Here is an 18,378-nt window from a genome sequence, read left to right as displayed (position 1 = left end):
CATCGCTAAACCAATAGATTATCGCGCTTCGGTTATTCTTTAAGACGAATAGATACCAACAAGCAGTCATTTCTACTTGAAAAGACCTATGCGAATCATTTACATTCATCTCATGACTTTTATGAGGTGTCGCCATGTACGTTTGTGTGTGCAAGGGAGTAACCGACCATCAGATTCGCCAGCACGTTAGCGACGGAGCTCGCAGCTGGCGAGAAGTACGCGAGGCAACCGGCTGCGCAACGCAGTGTGGTAAGTGCGCGTGCTATGCCAAATCTATTACCCGCGACGCCGTACAAGAAGCGCGTCAAGAAGCCGATATGGGCCTTGCTTACGCCGTGTGACGCGAATCACTATTGTTAGGGTTATCTTTAGCAAATATATGATTTGCTTGAACTTTTAAATACCTTATCTATACTCTCAGGAAAGCTGGGAGTATAGCTATGTACGTCTATACTCTTCTTAAAACGTAACTGCTTGATCGCATTATCTAAACCAGATTAAACATCAGCATTACAGTAGAAAAGGTGACGTTATGAAAGGCGATACTAAAGTTCTTGAGCATCTCAATAAGGCACTAGGCAACGAATTGGTTGCGATCAATCAGTATTTTTTGCATGCCAAAATGTATAAAGACTGGGGCCTAAAAGCACTGGCCAAGTGGGAATACGATGAGTCCATCGAAGAGATGCAGCACGCTGACAAGATCATCGAGCGCATTCTGTTTCTAGAGGGCATCCCCAACCTGCAAGACCTTGGCAAGCTGCACATCGGCGAAAACGTCAAAGAGATGCTCGAAAGCGATCTGAAAATTGAGCACGATGGCCGCAACGATTACATCGAAGCCATCACCTACTGCGAGAGCGTTAAAGATTACGTTACCCGCGATATGCTTCGCGATCTGCTCGCCGATGAAGAAGGTCATATTGACCACATCGAAACTGAACTGAAGCTAATCGAACAGGTAGGTATCCAGAACTACCTGCAGCGCCAAATGCAGATGGCTGGCGAAGAGTAATCTCTCTAGCCAAGTCTGTTTGGCTGGCTTTTTAGCTCAGCTAAACGTGCAGAATGCAAAACGGGCAGCCAAGTGGCTGCCCGTTTTCTATTGCTGGTATTGCCTCTCAATCACGCTATGAGCTGGTGGCTAGCGCATCGCCTGCTTTGCCTGCACCCAGTGCCTGTTCTGCAGGTTCATCAACCGCAAAGGTCGTGCGGCTCAAACGGCGTACACGCTTCATAAATAGCGCGATGCAGATAAGCGTACCCAGTGCCGCTACCACATAGCTCAAGTGCAGCGGTAGGCCAAAACCGATAGGGGCATAGGCCAAGTAGGTAAAGGTAGCCATGGTCATAAAGGTGGCTGGGATTGACGTGATTAAGTGAGGTTTACGCGACAGCACTAAATACATGGTACCCACCCACAGCGCGATAACGGCAGTGGTTTGATTCGCCCATGAGAAGTAACGCCACAGGAGTGTGAAGTCCATATGGGTTAATGCATAGGACACCACAAACAGCGGTAGAGCGACCATCACACGCTTTATGATCGGCTTTTGATCGACTTTGATGTAATCAGCAATGATCATTCGCGCGCTGCGGAAGGCGGTATCTCCAGAGGTGATCGGCAACACAATCACACCGAGCACGGCCAGGGTGCCGCCGACAGCGCCAAGCATGGTGGTGGAGACTTCACTTACCACTGCAGCAGGACCACCCGCCGCCAGCACATCGGAGAGTGACTGGTCGCCGTAGAACAGACTCATCGCCGCCGCCGCCCAGATCATCGCAATGATGCCTTCGGTAATCATCATGCCGTAAAAGATTTTACGTCCATTGGTTTCATTTTCAGTCGTGCGCGAAATAATCGGCGTTTGAGTGGCGTGGAAGCCGGAAAGCGCACCACAAGAGATGGTTAAAAACAGCAGCGGGAAAATAGGCGCGGCGTCAGGGTGCATGTTCTGGAACGAAAGCTCGGGGATGGGCGCGCCCGTGACAATCAAGCCAATACCGATCCCCGCCGCGCTGAACAGTAGTAGCGCACCGAAGTAGGGGTAGATACGGCCGATGACTTTATCAATCGGCAGCAGGGTGGCGATCAGGTAGTAAATAAAGATGGCAACAATAATCAGCGTTAACGACAGCGAGGTCATATTGGCCAGCAGCGCTGCAGGCGAGGTAACAAAAACCGTACCCACTAACAGCAGCAGTAAAATCGCAAAGCCATTCACTACATGCTTCATCGCTTTGCCGAGGAATTTACCCGCTAACTGCGGCAGGTGAGCGCCGTGATTACGGATTGAAATCATGCCGGTCAGGTAGTCATGCACGGCACCGGCAAAGATACAGCCGACCACAATCCACACAAACGCCACCGGGCCATACAGTGCCCCCAGAATGGGACCGAAAATGGGGCCGACACCGGCAATATTAAGTAACTGAATAAGCGAGTTACGCGTGGTGTTCATCGGCACGTAGTCGATGTTATCGCGCATAGCGAATGCTGGCGTACGTCGTTTGCGGTCTGTCACAAACACACGCTCAACGAACTTCCCATAGGTAAAGTAGCCCACTATTAGCAGCAGGATCGATACGATAAAGGTGATCATCTAAGGTACCTAGAGCAGTGAGGGGGATAGGCGAGCATGCTAAGAGCACACAAGAAAGGGCTTCTTTAGCCACGGCGAATGTACAGATAAGCACTATAAAATCACAGTTAGACTTTAGTTGCCCGCAGGCAAAAACGGGCAGCTCAATGGCTGCCCGTTTTGTTTGTTAACAACGATGGTTAATCTACGACTCGACCACGCCGCAGGCCATGCGGGTGCCGCCACCGCCCAGATGTGGCTCATCTGTGTAGGTGTCACCGCCTTCATGAATCATCAGGCTGCGACCCGGCATATCTTCCATACTCAAGCGGGGCGCCAGTACCGGCAGGTTGGCTTCGCCATCCTCATTCACGGTCAGCACCGGTAGGTCACCTAAATGACCTTCACCATACGGGCCTTGGTGGGTGCCTGTTTCCTCGGGGTCATAGTGACCACCTGCGGACAGTGCAGCGGTCATTTCGCCACTGTCGTTTTCGGCAGGATCGCAGCTGGCGTTCTGGTGGACGTGAAAACCATAAACACCGGGCTCAAGATCGGTTAGTGAAGGGGTTAGCAGTAAGCCATGATCGGTATGCTCAAGAGATACGGTGCCGATCGAGTCTTCAACCCCTTCGGCGCTGACCTTGTGCATCTCCACCTCAAGGGTTTCATTGGCTTGCGCCGCCGTGCTGGCGAGCAGCAGCGAAGCGGCAATGGCGGTAAGCGGTGTTGAATAGCGCATAGAGTTTTCTCCTTCCGAATCCATGGAAACGCTGTAGCAGCGTTGCTTATTTAAGGTAGCTGCCGAGCGGTTTCTTCGCCAATTAACCCGACGGATGACATCGGCTCGTCAAGCCGCGACAATAGCCGCCTATTTTTATACTGATATGTTAGTCACCAGCTGTTACCAGGGAGCGTTATGACGCCACTCAACATCCTCTATCAGGATGAGTATCTCGTTGCAGTGCATAAGCCGTCAGGCCTGTTAGTGCACCGCTCGACGTTAGCGCGTGGCGAAACTGAATTTCTGCTCCAGCGGCTTCGCGACCAGCTCGGTAAGCGGGTGTATCCCGTTCACCGGTTGGATCGACCGACGTCAGGGGTGATCGTTTTTGCGCTCTCTCCAACGGTGGCTGGCCTGCTCAGCGAAGCCTTTAGCGAGCGTCAGGTAGAAAAGCGCTACCTGGCGGTGGTGCGGGGTAAAGCACCAGAGAGCGAACGTTTGGATTACCCACTGCGGGAGGAGGATGGCACGCGGCCCAAAGCTGAGTTGCCCGCTATGCCTGCGATGACCGATATTCGTCGTCTGGATAGCGCCGAGTTGCCGGTACAGGTCGACCGTTACCCGGTGGCGCGTTACTCCTTGGTAGAGGCTCGGCCGCTGACCGGACGGCGCCACCAAATTCGTCGTCATCTTTCACGGCGGGGCTATCCCATTATCGGCGATGCGAAACACGGTAAAAGTGTTCACAACCGCTTTTTTGCCGAGCAGTTGGGCGCGCCGCGCTTACTGCTGGCCGCCACCTATTTAGCCTTTGACCATCCGCTGTTGGCCAAGCGTGTACAATTAAGCTGCGCCTTGGACGAGACCATGATCGCGCTGTTTCATCACCTAGGCTGGGCAGGGCATTTGCCGCTGGATAGCGTACGAACGCCGCCTCTTGCAACACCTTCCGCTCTCCAAGCACTGTGAGTCTGTTTCTATGCCTTTGAACGAGCCATCAACCTCCCTTGCTACCGCCTCAGTTTCTAGCGCCTATTATTCTAGCGACTATGACTTCCGCTTTGGCGGTATTCGGCGCCTCTACGGTCAGCGCGCTGCGGAGGCGTTTCGCCATGCCCATGTAGTGGTGGTCGGGGTTGGCGGCGTGGGTAGCTGGACGGTCGAGGCGCTAGCCCGCTCGGGCATCGGCAAGCTGACGCTGATTGATCTGGACGACGTATGTGTCTCCAACGTCAACCGCCAGCTCCACGCGCTGGATGGCACGATTGGCCAGCCCAAAGTAGACGTGCTGGCCGAGCGCTGCCGCCTGATTGCCCCAGAGATTGAGATCATCGCGGATACCGCCTTCGTCACGCCCACCAACCTGGCCGAGCGCATTCCTGAGGATGCCGACCATGTGGTGGATGCCATCGACAGCGTGATCGCCAAGGCTGCGCTGATCGCCTGGTGCAAGCGGCGCAAAATCCCGATTACCGTGACCGGCGCGGCGGGCGGGCAGACCGACCCGACGCGCATTCAAGTGGCGGATTTGACCCGCACCGAGCACGACCCGCTGCTCTCCAAAGTGCGCTCGCGGCTGCGTCGCGATTACGGCTTCTCCCGCAACCCCAAGCGGCGTTTCTCGGTGGAGTGCGTCTACTCCGATGAGCAGTTGATCTACCCCAGTGCCGACGGCGAAGTGTGCCTGCAAAAGCCCGGCAGCGGCGACGCCACAAGGCTGGACTGCGCCTTCGGCTTTGGCGCCGCGACGTTTCTGACCGGCACTTTTGGCTTTGTTGCCGCCTCCAAAGTGCTGGAGCGCCTCGCCAAGAAAGCGAATCAGCCCGCCGCCACTCAGGCCATCCAAGAGGAAAGCGAATGACCACTCCCGTTCCCGGTATTTACCGCCACTATAAAGGCAGCCTTTACGAAGTAATGGGCACCGCCCAGCACAGCGAAAGCGAAGAACCGCTGGTAGTCTACCGCGCGCTATATGGCGACTACGGTCTTTGGGTGCGCCCGCTGGCGATGTTCATGGAGAGCGTGACGAAAGAAGGGAACACCCAGCCGCGCTTTGCGTTGGAGAAAACGTTCTAGCCCGTATTGATTGCTCCATCGTCGCTCTTATTGTCGCCGCCCCCTGTTAGCAGGGAGGCGGCGTTTTTGTGGTTGTTATTGCTTATATTCCATAATCAGCTATCTTTATAACAGTTGTTGGCGCTTTGGCGTCAGGCAACCCTACTCAAGTAGCCGGGAGATAAGCATGCAGACCTTTGCCCTTTCTCAAAGCACAGGCACAGGCGCACCTGATGTTGCGGGCTTTTTTGATCCACGTACCTTTAGCATCCAATACATCGTCAGCGACCCTGCCACCAAGCAGTGCGCGATTATTGATCCGGTGCTGGATTTCGACGAAAAGTCTGGCGCAACGGCCACCTTTTGCGCTGACGCGCTGTTGAAATATATCGAGGAAGAGGGACTGAAAGTGGCGTGGATTCTGGATACGCACCCCCACGCAGACCACTTTTCAGCAGCCCAGTACCTAAAACAGAAAACCGGCGCACCGACGGCGATTGGCCAGTACGTGACCAAAGTTCAGGCCCTGTGGAAGGAGATCTACCACTGGCCGGAGATGCCCACCGATGGCCGCCAGTGGGACACGCTGTTTGTCGAGGGCGATACGTTTGCCATCGGTGAGCTCAGCGCCCGCGTGCTGCACTCGCCTGGCCATACGCTGGCCTCCATCACCTACGTAATCGGTGATGCCGCCTTTGTGCATGACACCCTTTTTCAGCCTGATTTTGGGACGGCGCGAGCCGATTTTCCCGGTGGGGATGCCAAGTCCCTATGGAACTCCATTCAGCAGATTCTCACGCTGCCGGACGATACGCGGCTGTTCACCGGCCACGACTATATGCCCGATGGCCGTGAGCCAAAGTGGCAGAGCAGCGTCGATGAGCAGCGAGCCAACAACCCGCACTTGGTTGGCAAAAGCGAGGAGGAGTACATCGCCCTGCGCCACCAGCGGGATAGCGAGCTACCCATGCCCAAGCTGATTTTGCACGCGCTGCAGGTGAATACTCGCGGTGGCCGTTTACCGGAACCAGAAGCCAACGGCAAGCGCTATCTAAAAATCCCCCTGGATGCCCTGGAAGGTGCGGCCTGGGATTGATGTTATCCAAACCAAGAGGAGGTGTGGTCATGCAAACGAAGCCATTGGAGCCAGGCGTTGAGATCACCTCAGCGCTGACGGTGGATGAGTTGGAAGAGGTAAAAGCCCGTGGTTTTCACGCGGTGGTGTGTAACCGCATCGAAGGTGAGAGCGAGGACTTTCCAGACGAGGCGCGCTACCGCGAAAAAGCCGAGCAGCTTGGCCTTGCCTGGGTGCATATCCCCGTGAAGCCAGGCGAGTACAGCGAAGCTGACATCCGCGCCTTTGCTGAAGCGCTCCAACAGCTGCCGCGCCCTCTCTTGGCGTTTTGCCGCTCAGGTAAGCGGGCCACGCACCTGTGGGCCTACGCCAAGCGTCAGCACGAGCAGTGCGAATTGGCGGAGCTGTTTACGGCGGCCCATGCGGCAGGGGTTGACTTGGAAGACCAGCGCCAAGGTCTTGAACAGAGTGCCCAATAAAAAGCGAAGACGAGTGAAGCACTAGTACGAAGGCCCCGTATCAGCAGGTACCTATTATGAGACTGCATCATGATCATTGAGCGCTGGGTGCCGCTAATCGGCTGGTTGCGAACCTATCACCGGGGCTTGCTCACGCGGGATGTACTTGCCGCGGTGATCGTCACGCTGATGCTGGTGCCGCAAGCGCTGGCCTACGCCATGCTGGCAGGGTTACCGCCGGAAATGGGGCTCTATGCCAGCATGCTGCCGCTGGTGCTGTATGCCATCTTTGGCACCAGCGCGAGTTTAGCGGTAGGGCCGGTGGCGGTGGCAGCACTGATGACGGCCTCGGCGCTGAGCAGTTTTGCCGCGCCGGGCAGCCCGGAATATATCGGTGCGGCGCTGGTGCTGGCCGCGCTCTCGGGGCTCATTCTCATCGCGATGGGCGTGCTTCGGCTAGGCTTTTTAGTCAACTTTCTTAGCCATCCGGTAATCTCCGGGTTTGTGACCGCCTCGGGAATTTTGATCGCGATCAGCCAGTTGAAGCACATTGTGGGTGTTGAGGCATCCGGCCATAACATGGTTGAGCTGCTGCGAGCGCTATTTGGCCAGTGGCAGCAGGTGAATGTGATAACGCTACTGATTGGCCTTGGCGTGTGGGCGTATCTATGGTTGTGTCGCAAGCGCCTGAATGGCTGGCTGACCAAGCTGGGAACGCCTGCCAGTTGGGCAGGGTTAATCGTCAAAGCCGCGCCTATTTCAGCCGTGGTGGTGACCACGCTGCTGGCCTGGGGCTTCCAACTGGAGCAACGCGGGGTCGATGTGGTGGGCTTTGTGCCCAGTGGCCTGCCTGCCATTACGCTGCCGAGCCTGGATCAATCGCTCTGGCTCGGCCTGTTACCGGCGGCGCTGCTGATTAGCTTGGTGGGGTTTGTTGAGTCGGTGTCCGTGGCGCAGACCCTGGCCGCCAAGCGCCGTCAGCGTATCGACCCTAACCAAGAGCTGATTGCGCTCGGCATGGCGAATCTTGGCGCTGGCGTTAGCGGCGGTTCGCCGGTTTCGGGCGGTTTTTCGCGCTCGGTGGTCAATTTTGAAGCCGGGGCAGCAACGCCGCTGGCGGGGGCTTTTACCGCGCTTGGGATTGTGTTGGCGACGCTGCTACTCACTGACTTATTGGCCTTTTTACCCACCGCCACGCTGGCCGCCACGATTATCGTGGCAGTGGGGACGTTGATTGATTTGCCTGCAGTAAAGCGGACCTGGCAATACTCCCGAAGCGATGGCGTCGCGATGGTCGCTACCCTGTTGCTGACGCTTCTGCACAGCGTGGAAGTGGGTATTATCAGCGGGGTGGTGCTCTCGCTGGGGCTACACCTTTACCGCACCAGCCAACCCCATAGTGCGGTGGTAGGGCGGGTGCCAGGCACCGAGCATTTCCGGAATGTGAAGCGCCATCAGGTAGAAACCGACGAGCATGTGGCCATGCTGCGCATCGATGAAAGCCTCTATTTTGCCAACGCCCGCTATCTCGAAGATACCGTCATGGCGCTGGCCACCCGCTCGCCGTCGATCAAGCACATTGTGCTCACCTGTCAGGCAGTGAATGTTATAGATGCTTCGGCCCTGGAGAGCCTGGAGGCCATCAACGGTCGGCTGAAAGATGCCGGGGCCACACTTCACCTAGCCGAGGTGAAAGGGCCGGTGATGGACCGACTAAAGCACACGGCGTTCTATCAAGAACTCACCGGCCAAGTGTTCTTTACCACCTATGACGCTTGGCAGGCGTTGGCGCATCCGGCCAGTGAGAGTCAGCTACCGGCCACGTTGCCCTAGCGTGCTGTTGATGATTGGAGAAAACAGCGTGAACGCGTTAGGTTAGCCGCTGATGCCTTGACGACTCTCCAGGAAATGGCCATGACCTCAGCTTCGCCGCAGCAGACGCTAAAAGCAGTATTCGGTTTTGACGACTTTCGCGGCGGCCAACAGGCAGTGGTATCGCACGTCTTGAAGGGCCACTCCACGGCGGCAATTTTTGCCACCGGGGCGGGGAAATCACTCTGCTATCAGCTACCCGCGCTGCATCTGCCGCACCTGACACTGGTGGTGTCGCCGTTGCTTGCCCTCATGCAGGATCAGCTCGCCTTTTTGCAAGCCCGCGGCATTGCCGCCGCAAGTATCGACTCCACCCAAGAGCGCGACGCCACCCGCGATGTCATGGAGCGGACTAAACGCGGCGAGCTGAACATCCTCATGGTCTCGGTAGAGCGGTTGAAAAACGAGCGCTTCCGGAATTTTCTCCGTCAGGTACCGATATCACTATTGGTCGTCGATGAAGCCCACTGCCTCTCCGAGTGGGGGCATAACTTCCGACCTGATTATCTCAAACTGCCGGATTACCAGCGTGAGTTTGCCATTCCCCAGGTATTGCTGCTCACTGCCACCGCTACTCCAGCGGTGATTGCCGATATGCGCGAAAAGTTTGCCATCGCCCCAGAACATATCGTAACTACCGGCTTTTATCGCCCAAACCTTGAGCTGCTGGTAGCGCCGGCCATGGAAGATCGCCAGCAGCAGCTTGTTGAGTGGTTAGGGCCGCAGATGCAGCCGGGCAGCGAAGCGCCGACGATCATCTATGTGACACTCCAACAAACGGCAGAACAGGTCGCCAGCGCCCTGAAGGCTCAGGGCATCGCTGCTCAGGCGTACCACGCGGGGCTGGACTCCCAGCGGCGGGACGAGATTCAACGTCAGTTCATGAGCAGTGAGTCGCCCTGTATCGTGGCCACCATTGCCTTTGGCATGGGCATTGATAAGGGCAATATTCGCAACGTGGTGCATTATGACCTGCCTAAATCCATCGAGAACTACAGCCAGGAGATTGGCCGGGCAGGTCGCGATGGCCTGCCTTCCACCTGCCTGACCATGGCCGGGCGTGACGGTCTGAGGGTGCTGGAGAACTTCGTCTACGGCGACACGCCGGAATACAGCGGCATTGTTCGATTGCTTGAGGAGATCGCATCCGCCGCCAACACGCCAGACCGCCAGTGGGAAGTGCTGCTCAACACGCTTTCCCGCGATACCAATATCCGTCTCCTGCCGCTTAAGACGCTGCTGGTGCGGCTGGAAATGCATGGGGTGATTGCACCGCGTTTTGCGTTTCTGGCCGAGTATCGGCTGCGTTATCACATCGAGCCGGAGGCGTTGGTGAGCCGTTTCGAAGGCGAGCGGGCGGCCTTTGTGCGTCTACTGGTTGACCATATCCCCATTGCTCGCACCTGGGGCACGGTAGATTTCGAGCGCTTGCTTCGCGTGGGACAGGCGCAGCAGGTCGATGCCTCCCGCAGCCGGGTGATCACCGCGCTTGAGTACTTTCAGGATAAGGGCTGGCTGACCCTGGAAGGCAAGCGGATGACTGATGTGTATGAGATATGCCAGTCGCCTGTGCCGATAGAAGCGCTGGCTCGCCAGCTATACGACGACTGCCTGAGTCGTGAACGCATCGAGATAGAACGGCTACAGGCGATGTTGGCGCTCTTTGAGTCGGAGAGCTGCCTGACGCGGCGATTAGCGGAGCACTTCGGTGATCGCACGTTTGACACGCCATCCGACACCGAGCAGGGCCGCTGCGGGCATTGCTCGGTATGTTACGGCCAACCCGTAACGCTGCCGGACGCGCCGCCGCAGCCTGTACCGAGCAATGCGGAGTTTCAGTACTATGCCGCTCCGTTCATTCAGCGGCACACTGAGCAGTTCGGTCAGCCTCCCTGCGCGCATCGGCTGGCGCATTTTCTATGTGGTCTAACCATGCCCGTGTTTACCCCGCTCAAAGCCCGTCGCCTTGAGGGCTTCGCCGTGTTTGAGCAGCGCGCCTATCCACAAGTGCGTGAGTGGGTGGCGAGTAGGCAAAAAATTAATGGCTAACAAACCTGAACTCAAGCAATAAGTTCAGCAAAACAGGATTTTAGGACTAAGCTTTGGAGTTGTCGTACCTTCCTAGCCAGGGAATAAATAATGAGTTAGGCGCCTGGGTGCTAACACTCGGAGCCATACTTCGCCAAGGGAACCGAAATGCTAGCTATTCAACCAACCGACAACAGCCAAAAGCTCAGCTTAACCTCTGCCTTGCCCGACTTTATACGCGAAGGGCTTAATAACTGCTTCACTCTACCGACACTACCGTCAGCCGCGATTAAAGTGCTCGACGTTGCTCGCTCGCCAAATGCGAGTGTGAAGGCCTATGCGGAGGCCATTCAAACGGACCCCATACTAACCATACGTTTATTGGCGCTGGCCAACAGCGCTTATTACGCTCGTAGTGCACCGACCATCCATACTTGCCAAGAGGCGGTGGCGCGTGTTGGCTTAGACACTACCCTAGCCACCACGCTAAGTTTTAACTTATTCAAACATAAAGACCAAGCTGCTTATTTGCAGCAGGTATGGAGTCGCTCTTTAATTGCTGCTATTGCGGCGCGTTACATGGCAGAGCAATTGTGTCCTGGGGAAGCAGGGTTTGTGTTTACGGCAGCGCTTCTGCAGGACATAGGAGTATTGGCTCTAAAATCACTTTATCCTGACGATGTTGAAGCCATCTATGAGCCGCTACCAACGCATCACTCCGATCTTAGCCATTCAGAGCAACTGCTGTTTGGCTGCGATCACGCTACCGTAGGTGCTTGGCTAGCAGCAAAGTGGGGCGTTCCCTCTCATCTTGCCGAAGCGATTGGTACCAGCCATGCGGATTATGTTTCCGCCCCAATAGACTTATTCTGTGTGCGCCTTTCAGGGCATATCGCCGATGCTTGGCTTGCCCCTTCTCCTGCCCATTCGTTGGTCAGTGTAATGCGCAAGCTTAAAAGCCACACAAAAGCCCAGCAAATCGAACTTGCCTCGCTGCTCTCTACGATCGAAAAGCAGCTCCCCTCATTAGCAGATGTCCTAGAAATTACGGCCCCCAAAAACCAGGATAGCGAAGCGCTGTTGGCGGAAGCACAGGATCTCTTATTTCAACAAACATTGGCTTTGAATGCGCGCTTAGAACAGCAACAGTCAGAGCTAGCAAACCTGCTTAAGCGTCAAAGCGAGTTAGAAGTCCGCAGCCGCATAGACCCGCTCACAGGGCTGGCTAATCGTGGATGGTTGGAAGAACAACTAAGCGAACATTTTGCCCAATGCCGGGAGGAGGGGCGCACTCTTTCGGTGGCGTTTATTGATTTGGACCATTTTAAAACGATCAATGACCGATACGGGCACTTGGTGGGGGACGTAATACTCGAAAACTTTGGAAAGCTCATCAGGAGGCTTATAAGTGATAGCGACCTAGCCGGACGTTTCGGTGGGGAAGAGTTCATGATCATAATGCCTGATGAAGACGCCGATTCCGCCCAACTGTTAGCGAAAAAAGTAGCACATCAACTGGCTGAACAGCCTATCGCCTATGTGGAAAGTCAGCCTATCCATGTCACCGTTTCTATCGGTATTGCTTGCCTCAGCGACGGTGGTTTTGCCAATAGCCGAGAGCTTATGAATGCAGCCGACCAAACCATGTATTTTGTTAAACACAGTGGTCGCTGTGGCATTGCGATATATGGTCACTAACTAAAAGCGAATATTAACGTTATTGGAAGTATAAGGGCATAGTGAGCTTCATCATTTACCACTTTAGAGAGAGGCCGCGGCCTCTCTCTTTTGTTTTTGCATCACTCCAGTGACTATTCCCACGAAGGAAACGGGTCAGATAATTGCTTCCACGCTTCCATACCTTCCAGCAGTTCTGCCTCGCTTAACAGACAGTCGTCCAGCGCTTCGCGCATCCGGGCTTGATCCAGGTTTTGGCCGATGAAGACTAGCTCCTGGCGCATATCGCCAAACGGTTCCTGCCACTTCTCCATAATAAACTGACGCGTTTCTGGGTCGGTTGGCCAACGCTCTTCGGGGATCGCTTTCCAGAACACACCTGCCGGGCCGTGGTGAGCGATACCGCCTGCCTGGCTCCACTGACCAGCGGCCTGGGGGCGGGTGGCAAGCCAGAAGAAACCTTTGGAACGTAACAGGCCTTTGCCAAACCACTCCTGGTTGAGTAAATCGTGGAATTTCTGCGGATGGAAGGGCCGACGGGCGTGGTAAGCGAAGCTGCCAATGCCGTACTCTTCGGTCTCAGGCACATGCTCGCCGCGCATCTCTTTCAGCCAGCCGGGGGCCAGTTGGGCCCGCTCAAAGTTGAACTTGCCGGTATTGAGTACTTTATCCAACGGCACGCCACCTTGGGTGATCGGCACTAGTTCTGCATCAGGGTTCAGCGAGCGTAAAATCGCCTGCAGGGCTGCCAGCTCTTTTTGGCTGATTAGGTCTGTCTTACTAATGAGCAGCACATCGCAAAACTCGATTTGATCGACCAGCAGGTCGGCGACATTGCGCTCATCCTCTTCACCCAAGCTTTCACCGGCTTCTGCTAGGCTTTGCGCTTCGCGGTACTGCTCAAGAAAGTTGGCCCCATCGACAACGGTCACCAGGGTATCTAACCGGGCAACGTGGGAAAGGCTCTGGCCGCTTTCATCTTCAAAAGTGAAGGTTTCCGCCACGGGCAACGGCTCGGAAATCCCAGTGGATTCAATCACCAGATAATCGAATTTTCCTTCTCTGGCCAGCTGGCTGACTTCTTCCAGCAGGTCTTCGCGCAGGGTGCAGCAGATGCAGCCGTTACTCATCTCTATCAAGCGCTCTTCAGAGCGGTTCAGAGCAACATCTCTATCCAGCGTCGATTCGCCAGGGCCACCGCGCACCAGTGCACCATCAATGTTGACCTCACTCATATCGTTAACGATCACCGCCACCCGGCGACCTTCACGATTGGCCAAAATATGGTTGAGTACGGTGGTTTTACCAGCACCTAAAAAACCCGAAAGCACGGTGACGGGTAGGGGAGAAAACGCAGTCATTGCTAGCACGCCTCTAAACACATTTATGTTATGTGATAATATAACAATAAAGAGGTGTTTAGATAAAGGCTTGTTTTGGTAACTGCAGTATCAGCGCTTATATTGCGTGGGACAGGAGCCGCGTAGAATATCCGGTGAACGCAACGCGGTATGCTTTGTCGCGCGGCCGGTGACGCGTTTACGCCATAGGCGAAACGAAGCGGGTTTGAGCTGGTGACGCATTACCTCTATGACATCCGGTTCGGCTAAACCATACAGCGTTTCGATCGCTTCAAATGGCGTTCGGTCTTCCCAGGCCATCTCGATAACGCGTGACTGCTCGTCATCGGGTAAGCGACGAAAGCGTTTAACGGGTGCTTTTGGCATCGATCACCTCGATGTATTGGAAGGGTGGGCATTTAGGTGGCGGGCAGTGTAACGCTTTTTCACATACCAGCGTAACGCATCGATCACGATGAACAGCGCAAGGCTGACGCCTAAAACGGGTAGTGCCAGACCTAGCGCGATAGCAACTAACAGCACGCTGAGCTTGGCTTTGATCGGGAGCAGTAACCATGGCTCTGAAACCGTGGGAAAACGCTGACCACTCGCTGTGCGCAGGCGCCGCCATGCCATGGCGTACCCCCATCCCATTAGCGTCACAAGCCCTGCAGCGATCAATGCAAGCACTACTTGATTAACCAAGCCAAATAGCACGCCCATATGCAGATCAATTCCCCAGCGAGTGAGCTTGGCGGCCAAAGGGAAGGTGGCAAAGTCGGTTTGATCGGTCACCGCCATGCTGTGCGGATGCAGCGCGACCTGGTCTACCTGGGTGGGCCAGCGCCGATCAACTTCTGCTACCCGCCAAGCCTGGTTTTCACTGGCCGGAGGGGATAGCTGGAGGCGGCTAGCCGTTAAACCTGCTGCTTGTGCTGCACTCAACGCGCGATCAAAATCTTCTAAAGTGATGGTCGAGGAAACCATTGCCATATGACGGTGATGCTCGGCATGTTCGTCGGGGGTTTGGTCGTCAGTGTCGATTAGCGCCGTTGAGGCGCTAGGTGTGTTCCAACCCCAGACATTGCGCAGCTCGGCAATATTGCCCCCCGCCCATTGCGACCAAGTAAGCCCCGTCGCCGAGAAGAACAGCAGTCCGATGGCAAGTACCAATCCTAGCGTGGCGTGACGTCGCCGGGTTGTATGGGCTGCAGAAAGCGTTTTCAGCGTATGGCGTTGCCGCATCCACAATATGACGCCACCCAGAGCAGAAAGCCAAAGCCAAGACGCGGCTAATTCGCTGTAAAGGCGCCCTACATCGCCCATCAGCAGTTGGCGGTGAAAGTGATCAATCGCTGTGCGTAGCGGCAAGATACCGCTGGTACCGTAGACCGTTGTGTCGCCGGTTACTTTCAGGGTAATGGGATCGATAAACAGCGCCCGATGTTCAGAAGGCCCCAGTCCTGACTCGCTAAACATCAGCCGGGTGGTGTCGCCTAAAGCCGGTGCAGGGCGCACCGCGCTGGGCAAGGTTGGGGCGCCCAGGTGCCGCTGGGCAGCAGCGATCTGTTCAGCAAGTGACGGAGGCTCACCCTGCGTAACGCCATACAGGGTGTCATGATAGAGCCACTCTTCAAGTGGTGGGCTGAGTAAGTAAGCGATACCAGACAGCGCCGCGATAAGAATAAAAGGGCCGACGAAGAGGCCAATATACAGGTGTAAGCGGCTAAGCAGGGCAAAAAGCAGCTTACTGGTGAGGTGAGAGGGGTGGGCTGTCATTGGCTTGAATCAGAGTGGTATCGGTAAATTAGCCAGACAGCTTAGATAGTTTAATTAGCAACCGCTAGCCTGTGCATAGCGGTAAATAGTCACATGTTTAGCGGCTAGAAGGAGCGGGCTTGACGGCCAGGACCGCACGGAACAGACCATTCATTAGTACCGGTTCGTCGTGGCGAATCTGAAACCCAGCTTCGCTGAGCAGTGGCTGTGCTTGGCGCGTAATATCGGTGGCAAGCGCTGAGGTTAGATGGTTCAACAGACGTCGGCCTGCCCCAGCAGGCTGTTCATCTGGCTGGAACTTATCCATCACACACAGCTGGCCGCCGGGTTTAAGCACACGGTGCGCCTCTGCAAGCCCTCGCTGTGGGTTGGGCATGACCGCAATAATAAGATGCATGATAACGGCGTCAAAGTGCTCGTCGGGGTAGTTGAGCGCCTCGGCATCCATCACCCGGCACTCCACATCGCGGCGTAGCGTTTCAGCCCGTTTAGCCGTGCGTTTAACCATGGCTGGGGCTAAGTCGGTGGCGTGTAATTCGATATCCTGCGGCAGAAAAGGCAGGTCTAGCCCTGTACCGGCGCCGACCAATAACACCCGCATACCTGGCTCCCAATCCACCTGGTCTAGCGCAATACGCCTTGGCCTGCGGAAAGCACGAGCAGCAACCACATCATAAAAAGGGGCGTAAGCGGTATAGCGCAGGCGGTTCCAAGCAGTCGTGTTGAACATAACGCCTCTTTGCAGCGCAACGCTGCGATGGCTGAATAGCAAAACCTGACTATTTACATCAGGCTTTTCTATAGCATAAAAATGGCTGTGCAACCAAATAGAACGCACCAGTGTTTTAAAGTTGTCTTATAAAAGAATCCAAGAATAGGGGTGTAATACATTAAATACCAATAAAGTGCATTCAATTTATTTAAGTTATTGTTGAAATAATTGGAGAAGTAATAATTACCTTAATAGGTTTATATAGCGATTGCCACGATTTACTTTATATTAAGATGACAAGAATATACGCTTGCCATCTTATACAGTTACCCTTGCTGTAGGCGCGCAGTTAAATTCTCCACTATATCCATCACAAGTTGTCGGTCATTTTGGTTTAAAGGTGCTAGAAGCTGCTTCATCCTGCTTGACTGGTCATCAATATGAAAGCTTGCTTGACCGAGTAATTCGGCAGCTTCGCAATTAAAAACCTCCGCAAGTTCTATTAGACGCACAATATTGGGTATCACCCGCCCGCGCTCAATGCGAGAAACGGCTTCATTGCCAACGCCTAAGCGCTCAGCGACTTCTTCTTGAGTCATTTGACTGCGAACCCTCTGTTTGGCAATGGCTCTGCCAATACTGCCTGCGAGCCGATCCTGTTCTGTTTTATTCACAACGTCCTCCATTAGACCTAAATGGTTGAGGAACGACCTATTGACATGAAGGGCTGTTTGGGTTGAATATCAACCTCTAAGGTTGGTTTGGATGATAAAGGTAACTTTTTGTTTCATATGGTTGCTGTTTGAAATATTAGTTGTTGATGAAATAAGTTTAATTGGGCGTTTAAAAAAGAAAAAAGCCTAAATGCACAGCGTAAGGCCTGGAAGTTTGAAGCGGATAGGTTTATGCCGCAAAGAAACAGAAATTTTATGACAATGTTTAATAATAAAGTATGAGTTAATTTTGGCAGTGTTGAGCTTCTAGTTGAAAGGTTTTAAAAGTGAATAGATGTCAGTGATCTGATTTTTTCATTAACGCTTTTGAAGCCTAAGTAGATGCTGGAATATTTTATATGGCGTGTATGAGTGAGGTTTTCAAAAATGCTGTTCAGAAAGAGCTGGCAAGTAGCTTGATTTTGGCACGACTAATCCGAAGGCGTTTAATAACATGTCCCCTACCTCGGCACCAGAAATTTTTCGACAGTTAGCGGATAAGCTGTCTTACGTCAGCGAAGAGGGTTTTTTTCACCACATTGTGAGGTCCTTAGCGGATATTCTCAAAGTGGATCATGCCGTTGTAGAGCACATCGATAGTCACCATAAGATGGCGACCACGCTGGCCATGTGGTCACAGGAAGCTTTTAGTGAGGGGGCTCCTTATGCTTTGGAAGCCACGCCATGTCAACAAGTAGCTGACCTCTCAACATATTTTATTTCCTCTCGGGTTTGCCAGCACTTCCCGAATGATAAGCGGCTAAATTTACTCAACGTTGAAGGGTATTGGGGCATCGCTATCACAGCGCCTGATGGCCGCTTTTTAGGCGTTATTGCGCTGATGCACTCCTCTCCTTTGGTACTACCTATATATGCCGATGATGTATTACGTATTGCTTCTGCGCTGGCAGGGGCTGAGTTGGCACGTCAGTTAGCGGAAAGCCATACCCAAGAGCGGCTACTGTATAAGAAGCGGGCACTTCAGCGTATTGGTCGGCACAATGAAACACTGGTTAATACCATTAATGAACAGCAACGCTTTCAACAAGCGGTTGTTAACGTGGCGACGGCGGTGTCGGCTGAAAATGGCGAAGCGTTTTTGCATCAACTAACCGCCCATATGGCGGAGGCGCTGTCTGCCGAAGTGGGCTTTATTGCGTTGTTGGACGAGCAGGATTCGGATTTTGCGCATACCTTAACGCTATATGTAAATGGTCAACTACAGGATAATTTTGCCTACTAAGTACCTGATCTAAAGTTTTCGTGTAATATCCATGCCAGGATTTCTGACACGGACAGAACCATGGAAAAACGCTTCGTTGCCCCTCTCACTGAACCTGAACAACAGACGCTGACCTCC

At 54.2% G+C, this 18,378-nt stretch carries 18 protein-coding genes; 11 read left to right on the top strand and 7 right to left on the bottom strand.

The window, feature by feature from the left end:
• The first annotated feature begins 134 nt into the window (after positions 1-134).
• Both V8L71_RS06230 and bfr read left to right on the top strand, forming a co-directional pair.
• Positions 135-341, top strand: a complete 207-nt coding sequence (locus V8L71_RS06230) for a (2Fe-2S)-binding protein (protein ID WP_008959830.1) — start codon at positions 135-137, stop codon at positions 339-341.
• 191 nt (positions 342-532) lie between these two features.
• Positions 533-1,015 (top strand): bacterioferritin, encoded by a 483-nt coding sequence (gene bfr, locus V8L71_RS06225; protein ID WP_008959829.1) that lies wholly within the window; start codon positions 533-535, stop codon positions 1,013-1,015.
• A 115-nt stretch (positions 1,016-1,130) separates the two neighbouring features.
• Here bfr and V8L71_RS06220 read toward each other — a convergent pair whose 3' ends face one another.
• Both V8L71_RS06220 and sodC read right to left on the bottom strand, forming a co-directional pair.
• Complete coding sequence (locus V8L71_RS06220) at positions 1,131-2,606, bottom strand: carbon starvation CstA family protein (protein WP_336273535.1); 1,476 nt, start codon at positions 2,604-2,606, stop codon at positions 1,131-1,133.
• Between the two features lie 184 nt (positions 2,607-2,790).
• Positions 2,791-3,327: a superoxide dismutase family protein gene (sodC, locus tag V8L71_RS06215; RefSeq protein ID WP_176302576.1), complete on the bottom strand. Its 537-nt coding sequence runs from the start codon at positions 3,325-3,327 to the stop codon at positions 2,791-2,793.
• A 177-nt stretch (positions 3,328-3,504) separates the two neighbouring features.
• Between sodC and V8L71_RS06210 the strand changes: the two genes are divergently transcribed.
• The 8 genes from V8L71_RS06210 (at position 3,505) to V8L71_RS06175 (ending at position 12,495) form a co-directional block, all read left to right on the top strand.
• Positions 3,505-4,278: a pseudouridine synthase gene (locus V8L71_RS06210; protein ID WP_336273534.1), complete on the top strand. Its 774-nt coding sequence runs from the start codon at positions 3,505-3,507 to the stop codon at positions 4,276-4,278.
• Positions 4,279-4,288: 10 nt separating this feature from the next.
• Complete coding sequence (gene tcdA / locus V8L71_RS06205) at positions 4,289-5,170, top strand: tRNA cyclic N6-threonylcarbamoyladenosine(37) synthase TcdA (RefSeq protein WP_336273533.1); 882 nt, start codon at positions 4,289-4,291, stop codon at positions 5,168-5,170.
• Positions 5,167-5,385 carry a DUF1653 domain-containing protein gene (locus tag V8L71_RS06200; protein ID WP_153843484.1) on the top strand — a complete coding sequence of 73 codons (219 nt, stop codon included), beginning with the start codon at positions 5,167-5,169 and terminating at the stop codon, positions 5,383-5,385. The genes tcdA and V8L71_RS06200 overlap by 4 nt, the downstream gene beginning before the upstream one ends.
• A 166-nt stretch (positions 5,386-5,551) precedes the next feature.
• Positions 5,552-6,460: an MBL fold metallo-hydrolase gene (locus V8L71_RS06195; protein ID WP_336273532.1), complete on the top strand. Its 909-nt coding sequence runs from the start codon at positions 5,552-5,554 to the stop codon at positions 6,458-6,460.
• 29 nt (positions 6,461-6,489) lie between these two features.
• Entirely contained in the window at positions 6,490-6,918 is a 429-nt protein-coding gene (locus tag V8L71_RS06190; RefSeq protein WP_336273531.1) for a protein tyrosine phosphatase family protein, read from the top strand.
• A gap of 69 nt (positions 6,919-6,987) precedes the next feature.
• Positions 6,988-8,730, top strand: a complete 1,743-nt coding sequence (locus tag V8L71_RS06185) for a SulP family inorganic anion transporter (RefSeq protein ID WP_336273530.1) — start codon at positions 6,988-6,990, stop codon at positions 8,728-8,730.
• An 81-nt stretch (positions 8,731-8,811) separates the two neighbouring features.
• Positions 8,812-10,818, top strand: a complete 2,007-nt coding sequence (locus tag V8L71_RS06180) for a RecQ family ATP-dependent DNA helicase (protein ID WP_336273529.1) — start codon at positions 8,812-8,814, stop codon at positions 10,816-10,818.
• A gap of 147 nt (positions 10,819-10,965) precedes the next feature.
• Positions 10,966-12,495 (top strand): sensor domain-containing diguanylate cyclase, encoded by a 1,530-nt coding sequence (locus tag V8L71_RS06175; protein ID WP_035564667.1) that lies wholly within the window; start codon positions 10,966-10,968, stop codon positions 12,493-12,495.
• A gap of 113 nt (positions 12,496-12,608) precedes the next feature.
• Here V8L71_RS06175 and zigA read toward each other — a convergent pair whose 3' ends face one another.
• From zigA to V8L71_RS06150, 5 genes are all read right to left on the bottom strand, one after another.
• Complete coding sequence (zigA, locus tag V8L71_RS06170; protein WP_035564665.1) at positions 12,609-13,835, bottom strand: zinc metallochaperone GTPase ZigA; 1,227 nt, start codon at positions 13,833-13,835, stop codon at positions 12,609-12,611.
• A 90-nt stretch (positions 13,836-13,925) separates the two neighbouring features.
• Positions 13,926-14,201 (bottom strand): TIGR03643 family protein, encoded by a 276-nt coding sequence (locus tag V8L71_RS06165; RefSeq protein ID WP_035564662.1) that lies wholly within the window; start codon positions 14,199-14,201, stop codon positions 13,926-13,928.
• A 3-nt stretch (positions 14,202-14,204) separates the two neighbouring features.
• The gene (locus tag V8L71_RS06160) at positions 14,205-15,593 is read right to left on the bottom strand and encodes a PepSY-associated TM helix domain-containing protein (RefSeq protein ID WP_035564660.1); all 1,389 of its coding nucleotides are present in this window, start codon (positions 15,591-15,593) and stop codon (positions 14,205-14,207) included.
• A 97-nt stretch (positions 15,594-15,690) separates the two neighbouring features.
• A complete protein-coding gene (locus tag V8L71_RS06155) occupies positions 15,691-16,323 on the bottom strand; it encodes a class I SAM-dependent methyltransferase (RefSeq protein ID WP_035564837.1) in 633 nt (210 codons plus the stop codon).
• Positions 16,324-16,631: 308 nt separating this feature from the next.
• A complete protein-coding gene (locus tag V8L71_RS06150; protein WP_336273528.1) occupies positions 16,632-16,979 on the bottom strand; it encodes a helix-turn-helix domain-containing protein in 348 nt (115 codons plus the stop codon).
• Between the two features lie 493 nt (positions 16,980-17,472).
• Between V8L71_RS06150 and V8L71_RS06145 the strand changes: the two genes are divergently transcribed.
• Positions 17,473-18,261 carry a GAF domain-containing protein gene (locus V8L71_RS06145; protein ID WP_336273527.1) on the top strand — a complete coding sequence of 263 codons (789 nt, stop codon included), beginning with the start codon at positions 17,473-17,475 and terminating at the stop codon, positions 18,259-18,261.
• Positions 18,262-18,378: the final 117 nt, after the last annotated feature.

This window comes from Vreelandella indica, assembly GCF_037070225.1.
Taxonomy (GTDB): domain Bacteria; phylum Pseudomonadota; class Gammaproteobacteria; order Pseudomonadales; family Halomonadaceae; genus Vreelandella; species Vreelandella arctica.
The sequence above is the reverse complement of the archived record's forward strand: the minus strand, read 5'-3'. Positions and strand labels throughout refer to the sequence as shown.

Excerpts from the sequence above, each read along its gene's own strand:
- V8L71_RS06230 (WP_008959830.1), top strand. The coding sequence starts at position 135 with ATGTACGTTTGTGTGTGCAAGGGAGTAACCGACCATCAGATTCGCCAG.
- V8L71_RS06195 (WP_336273532.1), top strand. The coding sequence starts at position 5,552 with ATGCAGACCTTTGCCCTTTCTCAAAGCACAGGCACAGGCGCACCTGAT.
- tcdA (WP_336273533.1), top strand. The coding sequence starts at position 4,289 with ATGCCTTTGAACGAGCCATCAACCTCCCTTGCTACCGCCTCAGTTTCT.
- bfr (WP_008959829.1), top strand. The coding sequence starts at position 533 with ATGAAAGGCGATACTAAAGTTCTTGAGCATCTCAATAAGGCACTAGGC.
- V8L71_RS06210 (WP_336273534.1), top strand. The coding sequence starts at position 3,505 with ATGACGCCACTCAACATCCTCTATCAGGATGAGTATCTCGTTGCAGTG.
- V8L71_RS06145 (WP_336273527.1), top strand. The coding sequence starts at position 17,473 with ATGTCCCCTACCTCGGCACCAGAAATTTTTCGACAGTTAGCGGATAAG.
- V8L71_RS06155 (WP_035564837.1), bottom strand. The coding sequence starts at position 16,323 with ATGTTCAACACGACTGCTTGGAACCGCCTGCGCTATACCGCTTACGCC.
- sodC (WP_176302576.1), bottom strand. The coding sequence starts at position 3,327 with ATGCGCTATTCAACACCGCTTACCGCCATTGCCGCTTCGCTGCTGCTC.
- V8L71_RS06190 (WP_336273531.1), top strand. The coding sequence starts at position 6,490 with ATGCAAACGAAGCCATTGGAGCCAGGCGTTGAGATCACCTCAGCGCTG.
- V8L71_RS06200 (WP_153843484.1), top strand. The coding sequence starts at position 5,167 with ATGACCACTCCCGTTCCCGGTATTTACCGCCACTATAAAGGCAGCCTT.
- V8L71_RS06175 (WP_035564667.1), top strand. The coding sequence starts at position 10,966 with ATGCTAGCTATTCAACCAACCGACAACAGCCAAAAGCTCAGCTTAACC.
- V8L71_RS06220 (WP_336273535.1), bottom strand. The coding sequence starts at position 2,606 with ATGATCACCTTTATCGTATCGATCCTGCTGCTAATAGTGGGCTACTTT.
- zigA (WP_035564665.1), bottom strand. The coding sequence starts at position 13,835 with ATGACTGCGTTTTCTCCCCTACCCGTCACCGTGCTTTCGGGTTTTTTA.
- V8L71_RS06180 (WP_336273529.1), top strand. The coding sequence starts at position 8,812 with ATGACCTCAGCTTCGCCGCAGCAGACGCTAAAAGCAGTATTCGGTTTT.
- V8L71_RS06165 (WP_035564662.1), bottom strand. The coding sequence starts at position 14,201 with ATGCCAAAAGCACCCGTTAAACGCTTTCGTCGCTTACCCGATGACGAG.
- V8L71_RS06160 (WP_035564660.1), bottom strand. The coding sequence starts at position 15,593 with ATGACAGCCCACCCCTCTCACCTCACCAGTAAGCTGCTTTTTGCCCTG.
- V8L71_RS06185 (WP_336273530.1), top strand. The coding sequence starts at position 6,988 with ATGATCATTGAGCGCTGGGTGCCGCTAATCGGCTGGTTGCGAACCTAT.